The organism is Gordonia sp. i37 (genome assembly GCF_002043085.1).
Taxonomy (GTDB): domain Bacteria; phylum Actinomycetota; class Actinomycetes; order Mycobacteriales; family Mycobacteriaceae; genus Gordonia; species Gordonia polyisoprenivorans.
In genome coordinates this window covers 1-18,184 of sequence record NZ_MVPX01000392.1, presented here as the reverse complement: position 1 = coordinate 18,184, position 18,184 = coordinate 1, and the positions used below count along the sequence as shown (strand labels likewise).

16 protein-coding genes are annotated in these 18,184 nt (G+C 67.4%); 8 read left to right on the top strand and 8 right to left on the bottom strand.

Translation table 11 applies throughout. The features are described 5' to 3' along the window. On the top strand, positions 1 to 1,000 hold a 1,000-nt coding region (locus B1964_RS19365; RefSeq protein WP_079930924.1), incomplete at its 5' end, for a hypothetical protein. Positions 1,001 to 1,098: 98 nt separating this feature from the next. After that, a complete protein-coding gene (locus tag B1964_RS19360; protein ID WP_079930923.1) occupies positions 1,099 to 1,467 on the top strand; it encodes a hypothetical protein in 369 nt (122 codons plus the stop codon). A 30-nt stretch (positions 1,468 to 1,497) separates the two neighbouring features. Here B1964_RS19360 and B1964_RS19355 read toward each other — a convergent pair whose 3' ends face one another. Together B1964_RS19355 and B1964_RS19350 are read right to left on the bottom strand one after the other, a co-directional pair. Further along, positions 1,498 to 2,343, bottom strand: a complete 846-nt coding sequence (locus B1964_RS19355) for a site-2 protease family protein (protein ID WP_079930922.1) — start codon at positions 2,341 to 2,343, stop codon at positions 1,498 to 1,500. Beyond that, positions 2,340 to 3,026 carry a hypothetical protein gene (locus B1964_RS19350; protein ID WP_079930921.1) on the bottom strand — a complete coding sequence of 229 codons (687 nt, stop codon included), beginning with the start codon at positions 3,024 to 3,026 and terminating at the stop codon, positions 2,340 to 2,342. The genes B1964_RS19355 and B1964_RS19350 overlap by 4 nt, the downstream gene beginning before the upstream one ends. A 77-nt stretch (positions 3,027 to 3,103) precedes the next feature. Between B1964_RS19350 and B1964_RS19345 the strand changes: the two genes are divergently transcribed. Both B1964_RS19345 and B1964_RS19340 read left to right on the top strand, forming a co-directional pair. Next, positions 3,104 to 4,390 carry an adenylosuccinate synthase gene (locus B1964_RS19345; protein ID WP_079930920.1) on the top strand — a complete coding sequence of 429 codons (1,287 nt, stop codon included), beginning with the start codon at positions 3,104 to 3,106 and terminating at the stop codon, positions 4,388 to 4,390. 240 nt (positions 4,391 to 4,630) lie between these two features. After that, positions 4,631 to 5,974: an NAD-dependent succinate-semialdehyde dehydrogenase gene (locus B1964_RS19340; protein ID WP_079930919.1), complete on the top strand. Its 1,344-nt coding sequence runs from the start codon at positions 4,631 to 4,633 to the stop codon at positions 5,972 to 5,974. An 85-nt stretch (positions 5,975 to 6,059) separates the two neighbouring features. On the opposite strand, the gene B1964_RS19335 is transcribed toward B1964_RS19340, so the two are convergent. The 4 genes from B1964_RS19335 to B1964_RS19320 all read right to left on the bottom strand — a co-directional run bounded on the left by B1964_RS19335 (position 6,060) and on the right by B1964_RS19320 (position 10,545). Continuing rightward, a complete protein-coding gene (locus tag B1964_RS19335) occupies positions 6,060 to 7,526 on the bottom strand; it encodes an alpha/beta hydrolase family protein (RefSeq protein ID WP_079930926.1) in 1,467 nt (488 codons plus the stop codon). Between the two features lie 95 nt (positions 7,527 to 7,621). Beyond that, on the bottom strand, positions 7,622 to 8,002 hold the full coding sequence (locus tag B1964_RS19330) for a nuclear transport factor 2 family protein (RefSeq protein WP_079930918.1): 381 nt from the start codon (positions 8,000 to 8,002) through the stop codon (positions 7,622 to 7,624). 48 nt (positions 8,003 to 8,050) lie between these two features. Then, entirely contained in the window at positions 8,051 to 9,040 is a 990-nt protein-coding gene (gene speB / locus B1964_RS19325; protein ID WP_079930917.1) for an agmatinase, read from the bottom strand. Then, positions 9,037 to 10,545: a cytosine permease gene (locus B1964_RS19320; RefSeq protein WP_079930916.1), complete on the bottom strand. Its 1,509-nt coding sequence runs from the start codon at positions 10,543 to 10,545 to the stop codon at positions 9,037 to 9,039. The genes speB and B1964_RS19320 overlap by 4 nt, the downstream gene beginning before the upstream one ends. 154 nt (positions 10,546 to 10,699) lie before the next feature. On the opposite strand from B1964_RS19320, the gene B1964_RS19315 reads away from it, so the two are divergent. Then, positions 10,700 to 12,184, top strand: a complete 1,485-nt coding sequence (locus B1964_RS19315) for a PucR family transcriptional regulator (protein ID WP_079930925.1) — start codon at positions 10,700 to 10,702, stop codon at positions 12,182 to 12,184. Between the two features lie 41 nt (positions 12,185 to 12,225). Further along, positions 12,226 to 13,797 (top strand): adenylate/guanylate cyclase domain-containing protein, encoded by a 1,572-nt coding sequence (locus tag B1964_RS19310; RefSeq protein WP_079930915.1) that lies wholly within the window; start codon positions 12,226 to 12,228, stop codon positions 13,795 to 13,797. A gap of 55 nt (positions 13,798 to 13,852) precedes the next feature. Here B1964_RS19310 and B1964_RS19305 read toward each other — a convergent pair whose 3' ends face one another. Both B1964_RS19305 and B1964_RS19300 read right to left on the bottom strand, forming a co-directional pair. Beyond that, positions 13,853 to 14,539, bottom strand: coding sequence for a hypothetical protein (locus B1964_RS19305; RefSeq protein ID WP_253194073.1), 687 nt, complete (start codon positions 14,537 to 14,539; stop codon positions 13,853 to 13,855). Positions 14,540 to 14,700: 161 nt separating this feature from the next. Further along, on the bottom strand, positions 14,701 to 16,296 hold the full coding sequence (locus tag B1964_RS19300) for a Na+/H+ antiporter (RefSeq protein WP_006371898.1): 1,596 nt from the start codon (positions 16,294 to 16,296) through the stop codon (positions 14,701 to 14,703). A gap of 34 nt (positions 16,297 to 16,330) precedes the next feature. Between B1964_RS19300 and B1964_RS19295 the strand changes: the two genes are divergently transcribed. Next, on the top strand, positions 16,331 to 16,672 hold the full coding sequence (locus B1964_RS19295) for a UBP-type zinc finger domain-containing protein (protein WP_006371899.1): 342 nt from the start codon (positions 16,331 to 16,333) through the stop codon (positions 16,670 to 16,672). 107 nt (positions 16,673 to 16,779) lie between these two features. After that, positions 16,780 to 18,184: formate-dependent phosphoribosylglycinamide formyltransferase (gene purT, locus B1964_RS19285; protein ID WP_253194072.1), on the top strand; the 1,405-nt coding region annotated here is incomplete at its 3' end.

The following is an 18,184-nucleotide window of genomic DNA, read 5'->3' as shown; positions in this document are numbered from 1 at the left end:
TGATCCGACGAACTTGGCGATCTGGCTGGCATCGCTGCTCTACCTGTTCGTCATCGAGCCGCCGCTGTACTTCCCACAATGGTTCGGTCTACAACACTCCGTCGGTTTCATGTTCTCCCACAACGTGTTCAGTGTGCAGTTCATGTACGACCGGTTGCCGCTCTACATCGTCGCGTTCTATCCGGCGGTCAGCCAGCTCGCCTACGAGATCGTCCGCGCCCTCGGGGTGTTCGCCCGCCGCGGCCCACTGGCCGGAGCGGTGTGCACGGCGTTGGTGTACCAGGCGTTCTACGAGATCTTCGATCAGCTCGGCCCTCAGATGAAGTGGTGGGCATGGAACGTCGACGAACCCTTCTTCGGCGGAACCGCAAGCGATCTGGGCAACAAGGCCAATTCCCCGATGCTGGCGTCGGTGCCGATGAACAGCATCTGGCTGTTCGCGTCGGTGTCGTTCGGGGTGTTGATCTACCTCGCGGTCCGTCTGATCGGCGTGAGCAGCGCGGCCGGCGCTCCACCGCGCGGATTCTCGCTCGGATGGCGGATCGTCGTCACCGGGGTGTGCGCGCCGATCGGCATGGTGGTGTTCTCCATCCCCACGGCGATCTTCGGCCAGGGCACCCCCAACGTCACCGCGCAGACCATCGTGCTGACCACCGAACTCGCCGCCTTCTGGGTGATCGGACTGGCCGTGCTCGCCCGTCACCTGCGAGATCCGCAGCGCACCAGCGGTGTCGACCCGCGCAGTGCGATGCCGTTCATCGTGGTGTTCGGGGCCCTCTATCTCGTCGTCTTCGCGGTGCTGTGGATCAGTGCGCTGCCGGCCTACCTCGATGCCGTCGACGGCGTCACCGCTGCGGGCACCCCGACCGGCAGCCTGCCGTATGCGATCGCCTGCTTCGTGCTGGCCGTCGCAGCCCTCGGGACGGCGGCGGCGACCGCCGCTCGTGCCGGACGAGTCGATCGTCCTGAACTCGTCGGGTTCTCGACCCCGCAATCCTGACCCCGTGACCCCGACCCCCATGACGACGGGCGTAACGATTGCCGCAATTGTGACGAATGTCCTTGTGACGTGGCCCCCACAGGAGAGCAGGTATTCGCATGACCATCGCCGCACGTATCGCCACGGGCATCGCCGTGTCCGGAATCGCCTTGGGCGCCGCCGTCGTTGCGCCGGGTGATGCGCAGGCCGCATCGCCGCGGGACTGCCGTATCTACAACTACTGGGCCGGGGCGTCGGTGAACTGCCCGGCCGGTGTCAAGGTGGTCCTCGAACTCGACTGCGTCGGGGCGGGCCGCAATTCCGGTGAGACACAGGGTGTCCGGATCTTCTATCACCGCACCAGCGCCGTGACCGATCGCAGCGGGTTCGCCGCCACCGACTGCGGTCAGGGCAGCTACATCGGCACGGGCGTCAACACCCGCAGCTGGATCCGGGCGACAGGCGCCTTCTGGGAACGGGTGAGCTGACCCGGCGTCGACCGAAGTCGCAACGCTGCCCTAACGCCGCCAGAACAGGAAGGTGTCCCACCCCCACCCGGCCAGACCGGATGGGACGCCGGACAATTCGAACAGCCAGAAGATCAGGTCGAAGAACGCCTTGTTGAGCTGCGGAATGAACAGCAGGGCGAAGATGAGCAGGAAGCCGTACGGTGCGACGGCGGCAGCGCTCTGCCGGGTTTGCGGCGAGAGGTACGGCTCGATCGCGTTGTAGCCGTCGAAGCCGGGCATCGGGATCAGGTTCAGCACGGCGGCGGTGATCTGCAGGAACGCGAGCATCGCCAGTCCGTCCCACAGATTGATGCTGTCGGGGTTGGTGACGAACAAGCCGATGGGGCTGTCGACGAACGGACCGAACCCGCGGATCACCCCGAGTAGCACGACGGCGAGCAGAATGTTGCACGCCGGACCGGCCAGGGACACGATGGTGCGCTGCGCCTTGGTGAAGCCACGCTCGTTGAGGTACACCGCCCCGCCGGGAAAACCGATGCCGCCCAACAGGATGATGAGCAACGGCAACCCCAGGGACAGCCCCGGATGGGTGTAGCGCAACGGATTCAGGGTCAGATATCCGCGCAACTCGGCGTCGCGGTCACCGAATCGGTAGGCGGGGACCGCATGACCGAACTCGTGCAGACACAACGAGATCACCCAACCCGCGAGCACGAGCAGGATCACACCCAGGGTCGCCTTGCCCGACGAGCGATCGGAGCCGGCGGTCGCTGCGAGCCAGCCGCCGAGCACCGCCACCGCGATCAGCGCGAAGAACACGACGCCGGGCTGGATGGCGCGGGCCATCTCGGTCATCGTCGGGTTGCGGCGTCTGCCGAAGGCGGGGCCGGTCATCGGGGGCACACCAGGTTGAGATCCACGTGATGACGGTAGTAGGTGGACCGTTTGACCACCCGATCGGTGAGCACGTCCTCCCGCTCGACGACGATATTGGTGCCGCCGGTCTGGATCGCCCGACCGTCGTGCCATCGGCCTCGCCGCGTCCAGCGGCCCAGCGCACCGGTCTCCAGGCGCGCCCGCAGACCCGGCTCGTGCGGGGTGGGCTCGATCCGGATGCCGCGGACCTCGCCGGTGAATAGTCGGACGCTGTCGACATAGCTCTCGCCGTGCAATGGCGCCCCCTCGGCGCCGAGGTGCCGGGCCACGCCCACCAGCACGGTCGCCGCGTCGTCGCGGATCAGCGGCAATGCCACGGCGTCGCCGTGTTCGGCGAGATCGCGGGCCGCCGACCCGTGCGGCAACCCGTACGTGCGGGTCGCGGCGGTGGGGCGATCGGCCACGTAGGCGACCTCGACGTCGAGGCGTTCGGAGAGCATCAGAGCGGCGATGACCTGCGCGAGGTGGGCGTCGGGGTGGGTCGACGACCCCCTGTCGGCACTTGTGGACTCGGCCGCGGGTTCCACGATCAGCCGGGTGACGGCGGGGTCGGCGATCCGATGTGCCACCGCGTCCCGGATCGCGCGGCGAGAAAGGCCCGACGCCGACACCTGCGATGACGTGATGACCGCGAAAGACATGGGAATAGGGTATCGAGCTGACCGAACCAGTAGGGTTGTCCCGGTTGCGAAGGCAAGCGGAAGGGCGGAAAGAGAACATGGCCGCGATCGTGCTGATCGGCGCCCAGTGGGGCGACGAGGGCAAGGGAAAGGCCACCGATCTCCTCGGGGGCAAGTTGCAGTGGGTGGTTCGCTACCAAGGCGGCAACAACGCCGGACACACGGTGGTGTTGCCGAACGGCGAGACCTTCGCGCTCCACCTCATCCCGTCGGGCATCCTCACCCCCGGCGTCAACAACGTCATCGGCAACGGTGTCGTCGTCGACCCCGGCGTGCTGCTGACCGAACTCGGCGGACTCGAGGACCGCGACGTCGACACCACCGGGCTCCTGCTCTCCGCCGACGCCCACCTGCTGATGCCGTACCACGTGGCCATCGACAAGGTCACCGAACGCTTCCTGGGCAACAAGAAGATCGGCACCACCGGCCGTGGGATCGGCCCCTGCTATCAGGACAAGATCGCCCGTGTCGGAGTACGCGTGGCCGACGTCCTCGACGAGAAGATCCTGGCCCAAAAGGTCGAGGCCGCACTCGAACTCAAGAACCAGATCCTGGTGAAGATCTACAATCGGCGCGCACTCGAGCCCGAGCAGGTCGTCGAAGAGGTCCTCGCCCAGGCCGAGGGTTTCACACACCGCATCGCCGACACCCGGCTGCTGCTCAACCAGGCCCTCGAACGCGGCGAGACCGTGTTGCTCGAGGGCTCGCAGGGCACCCTGCTCGACGTCGACCACGGCACGTATCCCTATGTGACGTCCTCGAATCCGACCGCGGGCGGTGCAGCGGTCGGCGCCGGGATCGGGCCCAACCGCATCACCACCGTGCTCGGCATCCTCAAGGCCTACACCACGCGCGTCGGGTCGGGGCCGTTCCCGACCGAACTCTTCGACGAGTGGGGCGCCTACCTCGCCAAGACCGGCGGCGAGGTCGGCGTCACCACCGGACGCGCCCGCCGCTGCGGATGGTTCGACGCGGTGATCGCTCGCTATGCGACACGCGTCAACGGCATCACCGACTACTTCCTGACCAAACTCGACGTCCTCTCCAGCCTGGAAACGGTGCCCATCTGCGTCGCCTACGAGGTCGACGGCGAGCGCGTGGAGGACATGCCGATGACCCAGACCGGCTTTCACCACGCCAAGCCGATCTACGAGGAGATGCCGGGCTGGTGGGAGGACATCAGCAACTGCAAGACCTTCGACGAGCTGCCGCGCAACGCCCAGGACTACATCCTGCGGCTCGAGGAACTCTCCGGGGCCTTCATCTCCTGCATCGGCGTCGGCCCGGGCCGCGACCAGACGATTGTTCGCAGGGCCATCGTCTGAGCGCGGTGGCGTCGGCGGCTTGCGGTTTCGCGTTGTTCGCAGGGCCATCGTCTGACTCCGGGAGCATCGGCGGCTGGTGGCTTTCTGACGGATTCCGTCGCGTAAGTCGGGATCTGCTGCGAATAGCTCTGTAATCAGTCTCCGATTCTGCGGTTTCCCGAGCGCGGTGTTGCATCGGAGGCTACCCTCATGAGCAGTGGGCGCCATCCGGGCTGCCCTGCGAACGAGGAGAGTGTTCCGATGGCCCTGTACGCCGTCACCGATCCCGCGACCGGTGAGGTCGTCAAGGAATATCCGACCGCCACCGACGAGCAGGTGGGCGCCGCGATCGACGCCGCCGCCGACGCCTTCGCCACATGGTCGAAGAACTCGACGGTCGCCGAGCGTGCCGACCTCATCCGCAAGGTCGCGCAGTTGCACACCGAACGCAAGGACGAGCTGGCCGCGATCATCCAGCGCGAGATGGGCAAGCCGCTCGATCAGTCGGTCGGCGAGGTCGAGTTCAGTGCCGCGATCTACGAGTACTACGCCGACAACGCCGAGAAGTTCCTCGCCGACGAGCCGATCACGTTGCTCGAGGGCGAGGGGTCGGCGTTCATCCGTCGCAGTGCCGTCGGCGTGCTGCTCGGCATCATGCCGTGGAACTACCCCTACTATCAGGTCGCCCGCTTCGCCGGCCCGAACCTGGTGCTGGGCAACACAATTGTGCTCAAGCATGCCCCGCAGTGCCCCGAGTCGGCCGCGGCGCTGCAGCAGATCTTCCTTGACGCCGGGTATCCGGCCGGCGCGTATGTGAACATCTACGCCACCAACGAGCAGATCGCCGACGCCATCGCCGACCCGCGCGTGCAGGGTGTGTCGCTGACCGGGTCGGAGCGCGCCGGTGCCGCCGTCGCCGAGATCGCCGGTCGCAACCTGAAGAAGGTGGTCCTCGAACTCGGTGGGTCCGATCCGTTCATCCTGCTGTCCACCGACGATCTCGACGCGACCGTCTCCGCGGCCGTCGACGGCCGGTTCGAGAACACCGGGCAGGCCTGCAACGCCGCCAAACGGTTCATCGTCGATGAGAGCATCTACGACGAGTTCCTCGGCAAGTTCACCGAGAAGGTCAAGGCGACCGCGCAAGGCCTCGCGCCGCTGTCGTCGCTGGCCGCCGCCGAACGCCTCGAGGAGCAGGTCGAGAAGGCCGTGAAGGCCGGTGCGACACTGGATTCCGCGGGTGAACGCTCCGGCGCGCATTTCCCCCCGGCGGTGCTCACCGGTATCGATCCGGAGTCGCCGGTGGCCAAGGAAGAACTGTTCGGTCCGGTCGCCACGGTCTACAAGGTCTCCGGTGAGGACGAGGCCGTCGCACTCGCCAACGACATCCCGTTCGGCCTGGGCTCATATGTGTTCACCACCGACTCCGAACAGGCGCTGCGCGTGGCCGACAAGATCGAGGCCGGCATGGTGTTCGTCAATGCCGTGGGTGCCGAGGGTGCCGAGTTGCCGTTCGGCGGTGTGAAGCGCTCGGGTTTCGGCCGCGAACTCGGCCGTTTCGGCATCGACGAGTTCGTCAACAAGAAGATGATCCGCGTGAGCTGACGAACGCTCACCTCAGACACGCTGACCTATCAGACACGCTGCGGCGCCGGACGCGATGAACGTCCGGCGCCGCAGTGTGTGGTGGTCAGTAGGCCGGGGTGGTCGTCGTCAGCGTCGGCTGCGAGTCGGCTGACGGGGCGGTCGGGGTGGAGTCGCTCGTGGTCGCGTCATCGGAGGTGGGGTTGTCACTCGACGGGGCCTCCGACGTCGTGGTGTTCGCCGACGAACTCGCGCTCTCCGGTGCGGACGATTCGGCACTCGACGACGCCGCACTCGACGCACTCGACGCCGCTGCGTCCGACGAACTGCTCGCCACCACGGCCGGTAATGCCACCGTGGTGTTCGCCGCCTTGCGGATGTTCGCCGCGGCCGCGGTGACACCGTCGGTGTTGGTGGCTCCGGTGGCATTGACGACCTGTGCCTTGTCGGTCACCGGCGGGTTCTGGCGCAAGGCGTTCAGCAGGTCGTCCTTGCCGTCGGTCAGGCTCCGGCCCCAGTTGTCCCAGTCGTGGCCGCCATAGTTGGGCAGCGAGATCACCGATGCCCCGGACTGACCGAGCTGCAACTGCATGAGCACCGTCGAGACCGCCGAGAGCATCTCCAACGCCATCGCACTGATCTGATCCTGCGGTGCGAGCTTGGCGGCCTCGGCCGGCGTGAGGAAGCCGTTGCCCGAGGAGATGATCAGCACCTGTCCGTTCTGCTTGAGCTTGTCGACGTTGCGCGACGGATCGTTGGCCGCCCACTGCGCACTACCCGGCGCACCCCACATGTTGAGGATGCCGTTGGTGTAGTTCGACACGATGGTCTGGGAGGCGAGGACGCCGAGCGCGCCGATCGGATTGTCGAGCTGGTAGTAGCCCGACATGGCCTGCACGACCTTGAACTGTTCGGGGTGCTTCTCGGCCAGGGTGACCGCAGGTCCCGCCGACATCGACAGGCCCACGATGGCGTTGCCGGTCTTGCTCACCCCGAAGTTCTGCGACAGATAGTCGGGCAGCTCCGAGGTCAGGAAGGTTTCCTGTTTGATCGTCGTGTTCGCGCCCGCGGGACCGTTCCAGTCGGTGTAGAACGACGACGCGCCACCGGCGGGCATCACCAGCGTGGTGTTGGTGCTGGAGTCGTAGACCTTTGCTGCTTGTACGTCGGTGGTCCACGCCGACCGCGAATCCACCGCGCGCATCCCGTCGAGCAGGTAGATGCCCTGCGTGCTGTTGTTGGAGGCGCGGATCTGAACGACGATGTATTTGTTCATCGACGCCGACCACACCTTGCAGTTCTGCACGTAGTTGCCCGACGAATCCCACGTGCAGCCGGGCCGTAGGACCTCCGGGTGCCCGACCAGCGCCGAGGCCCGATTGCCGCCCGACATCAGCGAGCTCAGTACGTACAGGCTGATCGTCAACGTCGCGATGAGGGCCACCACGATCAACCGGCGTCGCCGACGACGGGGCGCCGGGGTCGGCGCCTGCGGTGGGTGAATCATCCAGTTCGCCGCGATCGACGAGTCGTGGTCGCCGCCCGCGGTGCGGGTGTCGTCGGAACCGGACATGAACACTCCTGCCATCAGCCGGCGTCGAGAGGGATGGCGCCGATACCGTGAGGATCGCTCACGACCTGGCGCGGCGTTACATCACCCGGCGCGCCTCACGCCGACAGGTGTTCGTGAACGACCTGCGGGCCGGGGTCGGCGTCGAGGTCGAAGGCCACCGTCTCGCGTTCGGACAGCGTGGTGCCGTCGGCCAGCGTGGTCGACACCCGATGGGTCACGATCGCGACGGTGCCGACGACGAGTACGCGCCGATCGCTGCTCGCGCACGTGGCTACACCCCAGCCCTCGGCACGCCAGGAACGCCACAGCGCCCGGTAGTCGGCGACGCCGATCGCGGTGTGGTCCTGATCGGGGAAGACCAGTTGCGCGTCGGGGGCGAATGCGCCGAAGTAGGCGTCCTCGTCATTCGCGGCGAACGCGGCCACCAGGGCGTCGAGGGCATCGAGTGCGCGTGCGGTGAGCGTGTCGGTTGTCATGGGGGATCCGTTCAGGTGGGAAAGGGCAGGGACGGTGGGCCGGCCGCTTCAGCGGCGGGGCCCGAGGATCGACAGCATCTCGTAGGCGACATGTGCGGCGGCGATACCGGTGATCTCGGCGTGGTCGTAGGCGGGCGAGACCTCGACGATGTCGGTGCCGACGATGTCGAGGCCGCGTAGGCCACGCAGGGTGTTCAACAGCTCGCGGGAGGTCAGGCCGCCGGCCTCGGGGGTTCCGGTGCCCGGTGCGTGCGCTGGATCGAGGACGTCGATGTCGATGGAGACGTACACCGGACCACCGGCCAGGCGCGTGCGCACCCGTTCGACAATGCTTGCCACACCGTCGAATTCGTAGTCATCGGCGCGTACCACGGCGAACCCGAGCGCCGAGTCGTCGTCGAGGTCGGCGGCACTGTAGAGCGGTCCGCGGATGCCGACGTGCATCGAGCGTTCCATGTCGATCAGTCCTTCCTCGCTGGCCCGGCGGAACGGTGTGCCGTGGGTATAGGGCGCACCGAAGTAGGAGTTCCAGGTGTCGAGATGGGCATCGAAGTGTAGTACCGCAACGGGTTTCGCGTGTAGGTCGTGCAGCGCGCGCAGCATGGGCAGCGCGACGGTGTGGTCGCCGCCGAGGATCAGCGGGGTGGCGCCGTCGGCGCCGAGGGTTCTCGCCGCGGCGCTGATGGTGTCGATGGCCTCGGTGATGGCGAACGGATTAACCGACAGGTCACCGCAATCGACGACCTGCTGCCGTGCGAACGGCGCCACGCCGAGGGCGGGATTGAAGGGCCGCAACAACTTCGACGATGCGCGAATGTGCCCGGGGCCGAATCGTGCGCCCGGCCGATAGCTGACCCCGGTGTCGAACGGGATGCCGAGGATGTGCACGTCGGCATCGGCGACCTGGTCCCGACGCGGCAGGCGGGCAAAGGTGGCCGGTGCGCCGTAGCGGGGGAAGCGTGCTGCATCGACCTGCCCCACCACCCCGTCGATGACCGGGAACTGGGTGTCGAGACCGGCAATCACTTTGTCACTCATGAGTTCTCCTCCATGCTGTGCTCTTCTGCGGCGATCTCGGTGCGGATCTCGCCGGTACTTGCCGGGTCGGACAGGTCGGGGTGGCCGGTGAGGAGCCGGGTTTCGGCGGAGAGATCCTGGGTGCGGGTGAACAGCACGTAGGCTCCGCCCGAGACCACCAGACCGACGACGAAGGCGATGTCCACCTCGCCCATCGCCGACGCGGCGGGCCCGACGAAGAACGGTAGGTCCATGAACGGGATCTCGGCGGCGATGCCGATCAGGAAAGCGCCGATACCGCGCCAGGGCCACCGGCCGTATACGCCTGCGGGCGTGAACAGGTCGGCGATGACGTAGTGGCCGCGGCGGACGAAGAAGTAGTCGGTGAGGTTCACCGCCGTCCACGGCACCAGCAGGTAGAGCATGATCAGCAGGGCGGTGTTCAGTGATTCGGTGGCATCGGTCAACGCCAGTGACAGCGCCAGCCACACGACGGTCAGGACCAGAATCGTGATCACGCGGAGCCGGCGCGTCGGGGAGATCTGGCGGACCGAGTCGATCGCGGTGACCACGGTCAGCATGCCGCTGTAGGCATTGAGGCCCATCGTTGCCACCAGCACCAGGGTCGCGACCACCGCCAGGACGCTACCCAGGCCCGAGATGACCTGATTGCCACCGTCATTGATGCCGCTCAACGCGTCCGACGCACCGAGGTAGGTCGCCAGGAACGCACCCACCGGGATCAGCCACGCCGGCGAGGCGGCAGCGCCGAGGAACACCGAGGCGATGATCGAGGACGGGCGCGTGTCCCGGGGCAGGTACCGCGAGTAGTCCGACACGTACGGGGCGTAGGTGATGTTGTAGGACGCCGCGACCGAGAACTGCACCAGGAACGCCACGAGGGTGAAGCCGCCCGGACCGGCCGGTCCGAGGGACCCGTGCACCGAGCCGGCCAGGATGCCGATCGTGAGAATCAGCCACAGCGGCAACGAGATCCAGAAGAGGACCTTGAACGCCCGGTGCAGTAGGTCGTGGCCGAAGATGGCCAGCGCGGCGGCGATCACCGACATCGCGACGGCGACCACCACCGGACTCCAGCCGAAGATGGACTGCAGACCGGACTTGATGATCACGATGTCGACGACGTTGAAGCCGACGAAGGTGAACAGCGTGCCGATCAGCGGCAACAGCACTCCGCGATAGCCGAATTGGGCTCGGGACTGGATCATCTGGGGCAGCCCGAGGACCGGGCCCTGCGTGGCGTGGAACGCCATGAACAATGTGCCGAAGGCGATACCGGCGAGGCCGGCGACGATGCTCCAGAGCAACGACAACCCCATCGCCGGGCCGACGAAGCCCAGCGCGAGGGTGAACGGCTGGAAGTTGCCGACGAACCAGAACGGCCCCTGTGCGGAGACCTTGCCGTGGCGTTCGTCGTCGGGCACGTAGTCGATGGAGCGGGTCTCGATGGCAGGACGGGTGGTGGCGCGGGCGGTCGGGCCGTCGGCGGGGAGATCGAGGGTCATGACGGGCTTTCGGGTCGATCGGAACACTCGGTGGGTGGCGTCGTCGCCGGTGCATCAAGAGTGCGGCGCACTGACCTGCACCGACAGTGCGAAAATGTCCAATCCGGTCATTACGATTGGGCAATATGTACAACAGTGGGCCCAGGGGAATCCGATGATCACCGTCGGCGAGGTCGCCGCAGCGGACGAACTCCACCTGCAGGTGGCGGCCGGAGGGGAGGCGCTCGACGCCGAGGTCACGATGGTGCACGTCTCCGAGCTGACCGACCCACACGAATGGCTGCGCGGTGGGGAACTTCTCATGACCATCGGGTTGCTGGTGGAGATGACCGAGCAAGGGTGTCGCGAGTATGTGCGCAACTGCCGGGCCGGTGGTGTCGCGGGCCTGGTGCTGGGTCTGGGCCCGCGCTACGCCGCCTGCCCCGAGCCGCTGCGTGCGGCGGCCGCCGAGATCGGTGTTCCGCTCCTCGTGGTCCCCGTCGAGGTGCCTTTCATCGCCATCACCAAGTGGGTGTTCGAGAAGCGGGCCGCCCAGCAGCGACACGATCTCGAGGAGGCGATGGAGCTCAATCGCCGACTGACCGCGGTGGCCACGTCGAGCGCGCCGTTGCCGGCGCTGCTGGAGACCTGGGCCGAGGCGTCGAGCGCGCACTGTGTGGTCTGCGACGGTGTGGGCCGGCTGATCGCGGCCTCTCCCGGGGCCTCGGAGCAGGCGCGTACGGAGGCCGTGGAATTGGCGGTGGCCGCCTCGCGCGAACCGCCCGGACAGTCGTGGGTGTTGCGTGCCGGGCGAGAGATCCACACCGTCGGCTCCGGTGTCGCGCTGGCGTTCATCGTGTTGGACGCCCAACTCAATCCGGTGGCGCGGCATTCGTCGACGGTGCTCGTCTCGCTGCTCGCGTTGGAGGTGCAACGTCGCCACGTCGCCGGCCAACCCGAACGTCAGCGCCGAGGTGCGGTATTCGCCCAACTGGTTCGTCCTGGCCTGAAACCGGCACGCGCACAACAGCTTGCGGACTCCTTGGGCTGGCGGACGACGCTCGTCGTCGCGGCGGTGATCGCGCCCGCACCCCACGATGCGGACGCGTTGCTGTTCCGCCTGCAATCCTCCTTGACGGCCGGACTCGTCCGGTCGCACGGGCGGCTCGTGGAGATCGCCCACCCCGAATCCGACGGGCTGCTCGCGACGCTCACCGCGATCGCTCCCGGCACGCCGATCGGGTTGGGCGCCCCGGTCGCGGTGGCGTCGTTGCCGGTGTCGCTGACCCAGGCGCGCTCGCTGGTGGGCGCCAGCGAACGCCTTGGTCGGCCGGTCGATGCGCGCGAGGGCCGCACCGTCGAGCTGCTCATCGGGCTCGGTGAGCCACGGCTCCTCCGCGGATTCGCCGACGCCGTGCTCGCCCCGATCGATCAACTCGAGGAGCGCGAGCGCGTCGAACTGATGCGGACCCTCGAGGAGTGGCTGCGCGTCAACGGCGCGTGGGACCCGGCGGCAGCCCGGTTGTCGGTGCACCGCAACACCGTTCGCAATCGGATCGATCGCATCGCCACGCTGTCGGGGCGCAGGCTCGACGACGGCGAGGACCGCATGGAACTCTGGCTGGCGCTCAAGGCGCGCTCGGCGCTGCCCCGCATATGACAACAGCCCGGTGACGGACTCGGGTATGGCAGGGTAGCTCCATGGCACCGAAGCGGGGGAGGCGCGACTACGGCTCGATCCTGCTCGGGTCGGCCAGTGAGAGCGGGTTCAAACAGCGGCTACGCATCCAGACGCTGCTGACCGCGTCGATTGTCGTCGCGAACCTGGTGGGCGCGATCATCGCCATCGCGTTGTCGTCGGTGGGGATTCCGGAGCCGTCGGTGTTCCAGCCCGATCTCTGGTGGGTCAACTTCCTCGCGTTGCCGCTCTACGTCGCCGGGGCGTTCGTGATCGGAATCGGTTGGGGCACGATCGTTGTCGTTCGCGATCTGCGTTGGGCGATCCGGGATCGGCCGCCGACCGAACGCGATGCGCGGCGTGCCCGTCGGGCCCCGTGGCGCCTGGTGAGCATCCAGGCGGTCCTCTGGATCGGTGCGGTCGTCTTCTTCACCCTCTGCTACGGCATCCCGCATCCCGAACTGATCCCGAAGACGATCTTCGTCGTCGGTCTCAGCGGGGTGGTGGTCGTCGCGAACTCCTATCTGCTGATCGAGTTCTCACTGCGGCCGGTGGCCGCCGAACTCATCAGCGCCGGATACCGCAGACGCAAACGCAGCGGGGTGCGCAGCCGGGCGATCGTGTCGTGGCTCGTCGGCTCGGCGATCCCGGTGACCGGCATCCTGCTGGTCGTGTTGTTCGGAGCATTCAGGCCCGAGACGTCCAAGGTCGACATGTTCGTCGGTGTCGCGGTGCTGGCAGTGACGGCCCTGGCCACCGGGCTGATCCTGACGTTGTTGTCGTCGCTGAGCATCATCGGCCCCATCCGCAGCGTGCGTACCGCGCTGCACCGGGTGGAAGCCGGGGAACTCGACGACGTCGAGGTGGTCGTCTACGACGGCACCGAACTTGGTGATCTGCAGGCCGGTTTCAACCTGATGGTCGGCGGGCTGCGCGAACGAGAACACATGCGCGACTTGTTCGGTCGGCACGTCGGACGTGAGGTCGCCGAGGCCGCTCTGGCCTCCGACCCCGAACTCGGGGGTACCGAGAAGGTCGTGGCCGCGGTCTTCGTCGACGTGATCGGTTCGACGACGCTGGCCGCCGAGCGTTCACCCGGCGAGGTGGTGGAGATCCTGAATCGCTTCTTCGGGGTGATCGTCGCCGCCGTCGAGGAGAACAAGGGGCTGGTCAACAAATTCGAGGGCGACGCGGTGCTCGCGATCTTCGGTGCGCCGATCGCGTTGTCGGACTGTGCCGGTGCGGCCCTGGCGGCGGCCCGAACGATCGCCACGCGACTCGGCGAGGAGGTGCCGGAACTGTCGGCGGGCATCGGCGTCAGCCATGGGCCGGTCGTGGCGGGCAACGTCGGCGCGATCCAGCGTTTCGAATACACCGTGATCGGCGACCCGGTCAACGAGAGTGCGCGACTGTCCGAACTCGCCAAACGAAATCCGCGGCACCCGTTGGCATCCGGGCGTGCCGTGGAGGCCGCGCGGCCGACCGAGCGCGAGAAGTGGCGCGAGGCCGAACATGCCACACTCCGCGGGCGCACCGAGGAGACCGTCGTCTACGAGGCGGTCGGGGTGGGCGATCCGGTGTCCGAAGCATCCTGACGGCCCGCGATCCGGAGCTGCCGGCGTGCCCGAATGCTCAGGTGCGCCCGTGTGCTCAGTGCGCCAGGCCCGGCAGCGCAGGGGCGTTACCACAGGTCGCGGCGCTCGACTGGGTGCACGCCCACAGCCACTTCATCCAGCTGCTCGCCGAGTTCAGTACGCCGTCGGTGTCGGTGTGGCCCGGGGTCGACGGTGTCGGGGCGGTGGGAGAGGGCGCGGTGGGAGAGGGTGTGGCGGGCGCCGAGGCGGAGACCGGGAAGGCCGTGTAGTCCTCATCGCTGGATTGTCCGGCGGTGGAGCTGCACACGACGTATCCGGCGTACTGGGCGGCAGTGCCCTGGTAGGTGAGCAGGGTGGTGGGGGTCGCGCCGACGGTGACCGTGTCGGCGACGGCCAGCGGGGTGCCCACCCCCGACATGTCCTGGTCGTACTGGTTGTTGAGCGAATCGACCTGCGGCCCTTGGTTTTGTACGCGTGCCGCTGCCCGTTGCGTGCCGACCTGGGCGGCTTGTTCGAGTGCTCCGAGGGCCGAGATCGGATACACGAAGGCGCTGCACTGTCCCTGTCCGCCGGCCAGTGGTGAGTTGTTGACGCCGAAGAGTGTGACCGTGTTGCCGCTCATCGTCCCGGATCCGGCGTGGGCGGTGCCGGTGGTCCACGCGTGGGCCGGCGCTGCGAGGCCCAACCAGGCTGCGCTGGCACATGTGAGTACTGCCGCCCCCGCGGCCATCCGGCGTCTCATATCGGCAACCTACTGCCGGTCGGCCCGTGATTCGGTTGTGGTCGCATCACGGTTCGGCACAACTTCAGTCACAGGCATCCCGTTTGAACCAGTTGTCCCACTTGGGATTATCGCGATGATGCCGATGAAGCGGACCAACCGGTCAGACGGCGCGGGGCTCGTCAGGTGTCGTCGCGGTCGGTCAGGCCCTCGGCGAAGTCGAGCCGGCGCAATGCCTTGCGCAACACCTCGTCGTCGATCCGGCCGGCGTCGCGCTCCTCGATGAACACCTTGCGCTGCACCCGCACCAGCTTCAGTCGGATGCGATTACCTGCGGCGTTCGGACTCTCACCGATCGCCTCGGGACCCCGGCCGAGGTCCTCCCACGCCGTATTGCGTTGTGTGGTGACCCATTTGCGCAAGAACCCGATCTGATGTCGACGGACGTCATCGGGTGCCATCTCGGCTTCGATGCGGTCGAGCAGATTCTCGGCCTCACGGGTCGCGCGATCCTGCGCGCCGGCGTAGGCGAGCAACTCCTCGGTCGGATCGTCACCGGTCACCCCGAGACGCCGGATCACCCACGGCAGGGTGGTGCCCTGGATCAGCAGGGTGCCGACCACCACCACGAAGGTCAGGAACAGGATCTCCGCGCGCGCCGGGAACGGTTCACCGGAGTCGGTGTACAGCGGGATCGAGAACGCCGCGGCGAGCGAGACCACGCCGCGCATCCCGGCCCATCCGACGACGAACACCGCGCTCGGCGTGGGTGCCGGTTCGGCGTCGCGAACCTTCCGGGAGAACACCCGCGGCAGATACGTGGCCGGAAACACCCAGAGGAAGCGGACCGCGATGACGACGGCGAGGACGATGGCCGCGTCGATGGTGATCTGTGTCCACGACTGGCCGGAGAGCCCGCGGATCAGTTCGGGCAGTTGCAAACCGATGAGCAGGAAGACGAACGCCTCGAGGATGGCGTCGATGGATCGGCGCACGGCGTCGTCCTGCATGCGGGTGGCGTAGCCGAGTCGGACGGAGCGTTGTCCGAGGAACAGGCCGGCCGTGACCACCGCGATCACCCCGGAGGAATGCAGTTCCTCGGCGATGAAGTAGGTGCCGAAGGGCACCATGATCCCGATCGCCGTTTCCATCGTCGGGTCGGTCAGCCAGTCGCGGACGCGGGCGGTCAGGTAGCCGATCGCCAGCCCCACCGCGACACCGCCCACCGCGGCGAGCAGGAACATGGAGACGCCGTTGACCACCGTCGTGGTGGCGCCGATGGCCGCGGCGAGGGCGACCCGAAGGGCGGTGAGGGCGGTTGCATCGTTGAGCAGGCTCTCCCCGCCCAGCAGCGTCATGATGCGACGGGGCAATCCGACGCGGCGTCCGATCGCCTGCGCGGACACCGCGTCCGGCGGAGCGACGACCGCACCCAGAACCAGCGCCGCAGCAAGCGGGACATGGGGGATGCGAGCCCATGCAACGAGTCCTACCAGGATCGTCGAGAACAGTGGCAACCCGACCGCGAGCAGCCCGATGGCGCGTCGGTTGGCCCGGATCTCCTGATACGAGCTGTCCTGCGCGGCCGAGTACAGCAGCGGCGGCAGGATGACGAACAGCACGAACTCGGGGTCGAGTCCGACGTCGGGGAGCCCGGGGATCCAACAGATCCCGAGGCCGACCGCCACCAACACCAGAGGGGCCGACAAACCGAAGTGACGGCACAGGGCGGCGATCGCGAGCGATACCGCGGCCACCAGCAGGAGTGATGCACTCACCCGCCTGAACCTACCGGGCGACGATAATGGGCACATGGCACTGTTAGGACGTCGTTCCCGCACCACCGAGACCAAGGCGCAGCCGTCGACCCCGTCGGGGCGGTGTCCCGAACTCGCCGAGATCGGTCTCGACCCCGCGACCGATCCGGCCGCAGCTGCCGGACACACCGACGAGTGCGAGGACTGCATGGCCATCGGGGAGAACCACTGGTCGCATCTGCGCAAGTGTCTGGAGTGCGGGCACGTGGCGTGTTGTGACTCCTCGCCACGCCGACACGCGACCGCGCACTTCCACTCGTCGGGGCATCCTGTCATGCGTTCGGCGGAACCCGGTGAACTCTGGCGGTGGTGCTACATCCATCAGGTGGTCGGCTGAACCTATCGTCGGCCGGTGTCCGCGCAGGTCACAGCCGTGTATCGAGTGGTGCCGACCGTGCGCGGTGTGGATGACCCACCGATCGGGTGCCACGTAGAATCCACAGAATGACCTCGAACACCGAGAGCAGCGCCGCCTCTGAGGAGCCTTCGCGTCCCGACGCGCCGTCCCCGCAGGAGTTGCCGTCGTCGTCCGCGCCGTCGTCATCTGCGCCGTCGTCGTCCGTGCAGGCGCCGGTGGTCGCGGTGCCGGTGCCGGGGGGCGAGCCGGTGGGTGAGCCCGCCGTCGGATTGCAGAAGCCGGACGCGGTCGCCCAGGCGCCCACGCAGGTGCAGGCGGTTCGTCGGCCCGCGTCCGTACCGGTCGGCCCGCCCGACATCCTCGGGACACCGTTGTCGCCGACCGCGACCCGGGTGATGGTGCTCGGTGCCGGCGAACTCGGCAAAGAACTCGTGATCGCCTTCCAGCGACTCGGCGTCGAGGTGGTCGCGGTGGATCGCTACGAAAACGCTCCCGGTCACCAGGTGGCCCATCACGCCGAGGTCATCGACATGACCGACGGCGACGCGGTGCTCGCGCTGGTGGAGAGGTATCGCCCGCATTATGTGGTGCCCGAGATCGAGGCCATCGCGACCGAGGCGCTCGGAACAGTCGAGAAGAAGGGGCTGGCCGAGGTCATCCCGACCGCGTCGGCGGTGATCGCAACGATGAACCGCGAGGGCATCCGTCGACTGGCCGACGAGGACCTCGGGTTGCCGACGTCGCCGTACCTGTTCGCCGGGTCGCTCGACGAGATGACCGTGGCGGTCAAGCAGATCGGCTACCCGTGTGTGGTGAAGCCGGTCATGTCGTCGTCGGGTAAGGGGCAGACCGTTCTCAAGAGCGCCGCCGACATCGAATCCGCCTGGCAGCGCGCGACCACGGGTGGGCGCGTCGCCGGTGAACGCGTGATCGTCGAGGGTTGGGTCGATTTCGACTTCGAGATCACACTGCTCACCGTGCGTGCCATCGACCCGGCAACCGGACGACTGACCTCCCACTTCTGCGCGCCGATCGGGCACAAGCAGGTCAACGGCGACTACGTCGAGAGCTGGCAACCGCACGAGATGACCACCGATGCGCTGGGTGCCGCAACCTCGATAGCCGCACGGATCGCCACCGCGCTCGGCGACGGAAAGATCGGTGGCCGTGGCATTTTCGGCGTCGAACTATTCGTCAAGGGCGACGACGTCTATTTCTCCGAGGTCAGTCCGCGCCCGCACGACACCGGTCTGGTCACCCTGGCCACCCAGCGACTCAGCGAATTCGAGATGCACGCACGCGCCATCCTCGGGCTGCCGGTCGACGTGACGCTGGCCTCGCCGGGGGCGTCGGCGGTGATCTACGGTCAGCTCGACGAGAAGGCGATCGGCTTCGAGAACGTCGCACGAGCACTTGCCGTGCCGGAGACCGACATTCGGCTGTTCGGCAAACCCGAGAGCTTCCATCGACGTCGCGTCGGGGTGGTCACCG

Coding starts and splice junctions, on each gene's coding strand:
- B1964_RS19335 (WP_079930926.1), bottom strand. CDS start 7,526: ATGTCCGGTTCCGACGACACCCGCACCGCGGGCGGCGACCACGACTCG.
- B1964_RS19330 (WP_079930918.1), bottom strand. CDS start 8,002: ATGACAACCGACACGCTCACCGCACGCGCACTCGATGCCCTCGACGCC.
- B1964_RS19305 (WP_253194073.1), bottom strand. CDS start 14,539: ATGAGACGCCGGATGGCCGCGGGGGCGGCAGTACTCACATGTGCCAGC.
- B1964_RS19360 (WP_079930923.1), top strand. CDS start 1,099: ATGACCATCGCCGCACGTATCGCCACGGGCATCGCCGTGTCCGGAATC.
- B1964_RS19320 (WP_079930916.1), bottom strand. CDS start 10,545: ATGACCCTCGATCTCCCCGCCGACGGCCCGACCGCCCGCGCCACCACC.
- B1964_RS19350 (WP_079930921.1), bottom strand. CDS start 3,026: ATGTCTTTCGCGGTCATCACGTCATCGCAGGTGTCGGCGTCGGGCCTT.
- speB (WP_079930917.1), bottom strand. CDS start 9,040: ATGAGTGACAAAGTGATTGCCGGTCTCGACACCCAGTTCCCGGTCATC.
- B1964_RS19340 (WP_079930919.1), top strand. CDS start 4,631: ATGGCCCTGTACGCCGTCACCGATCCCGCGACCGGTGAGGTCGTCAAG.
- B1964_RS19315 (WP_079930925.1), top strand. CDS start 10,700: ATGATCACCGTCGGCGAGGTCGCCGCAGCGGACGAACTCCACCTGCAG.
- B1964_RS19310 (WP_079930915.1), top strand. CDS start 12,226: ATGGCACCGAAGCGGGGGAGGCGCGACTACGGCTCGATCCTGCTCGGG.
- B1964_RS19295 (WP_006371899.1), top strand. CDS start 16,331: ATGGCACTGTTAGGACGTCGTTCCCGCACCACCGAGACCAAGGCGCAG.
- B1964_RS19345 (WP_079930920.1), top strand. CDS start 3,104: ATGGCCGCGATCGTGCTGATCGGCGCCCAGTGGGGCGACGAGGGCAAG.
- B1964_RS19355 (WP_079930922.1), bottom strand. CDS start 2,343: ATGACCGGCCCCGCCTTCGGCAGACGCCGCAACCCGACGATGACCGAG.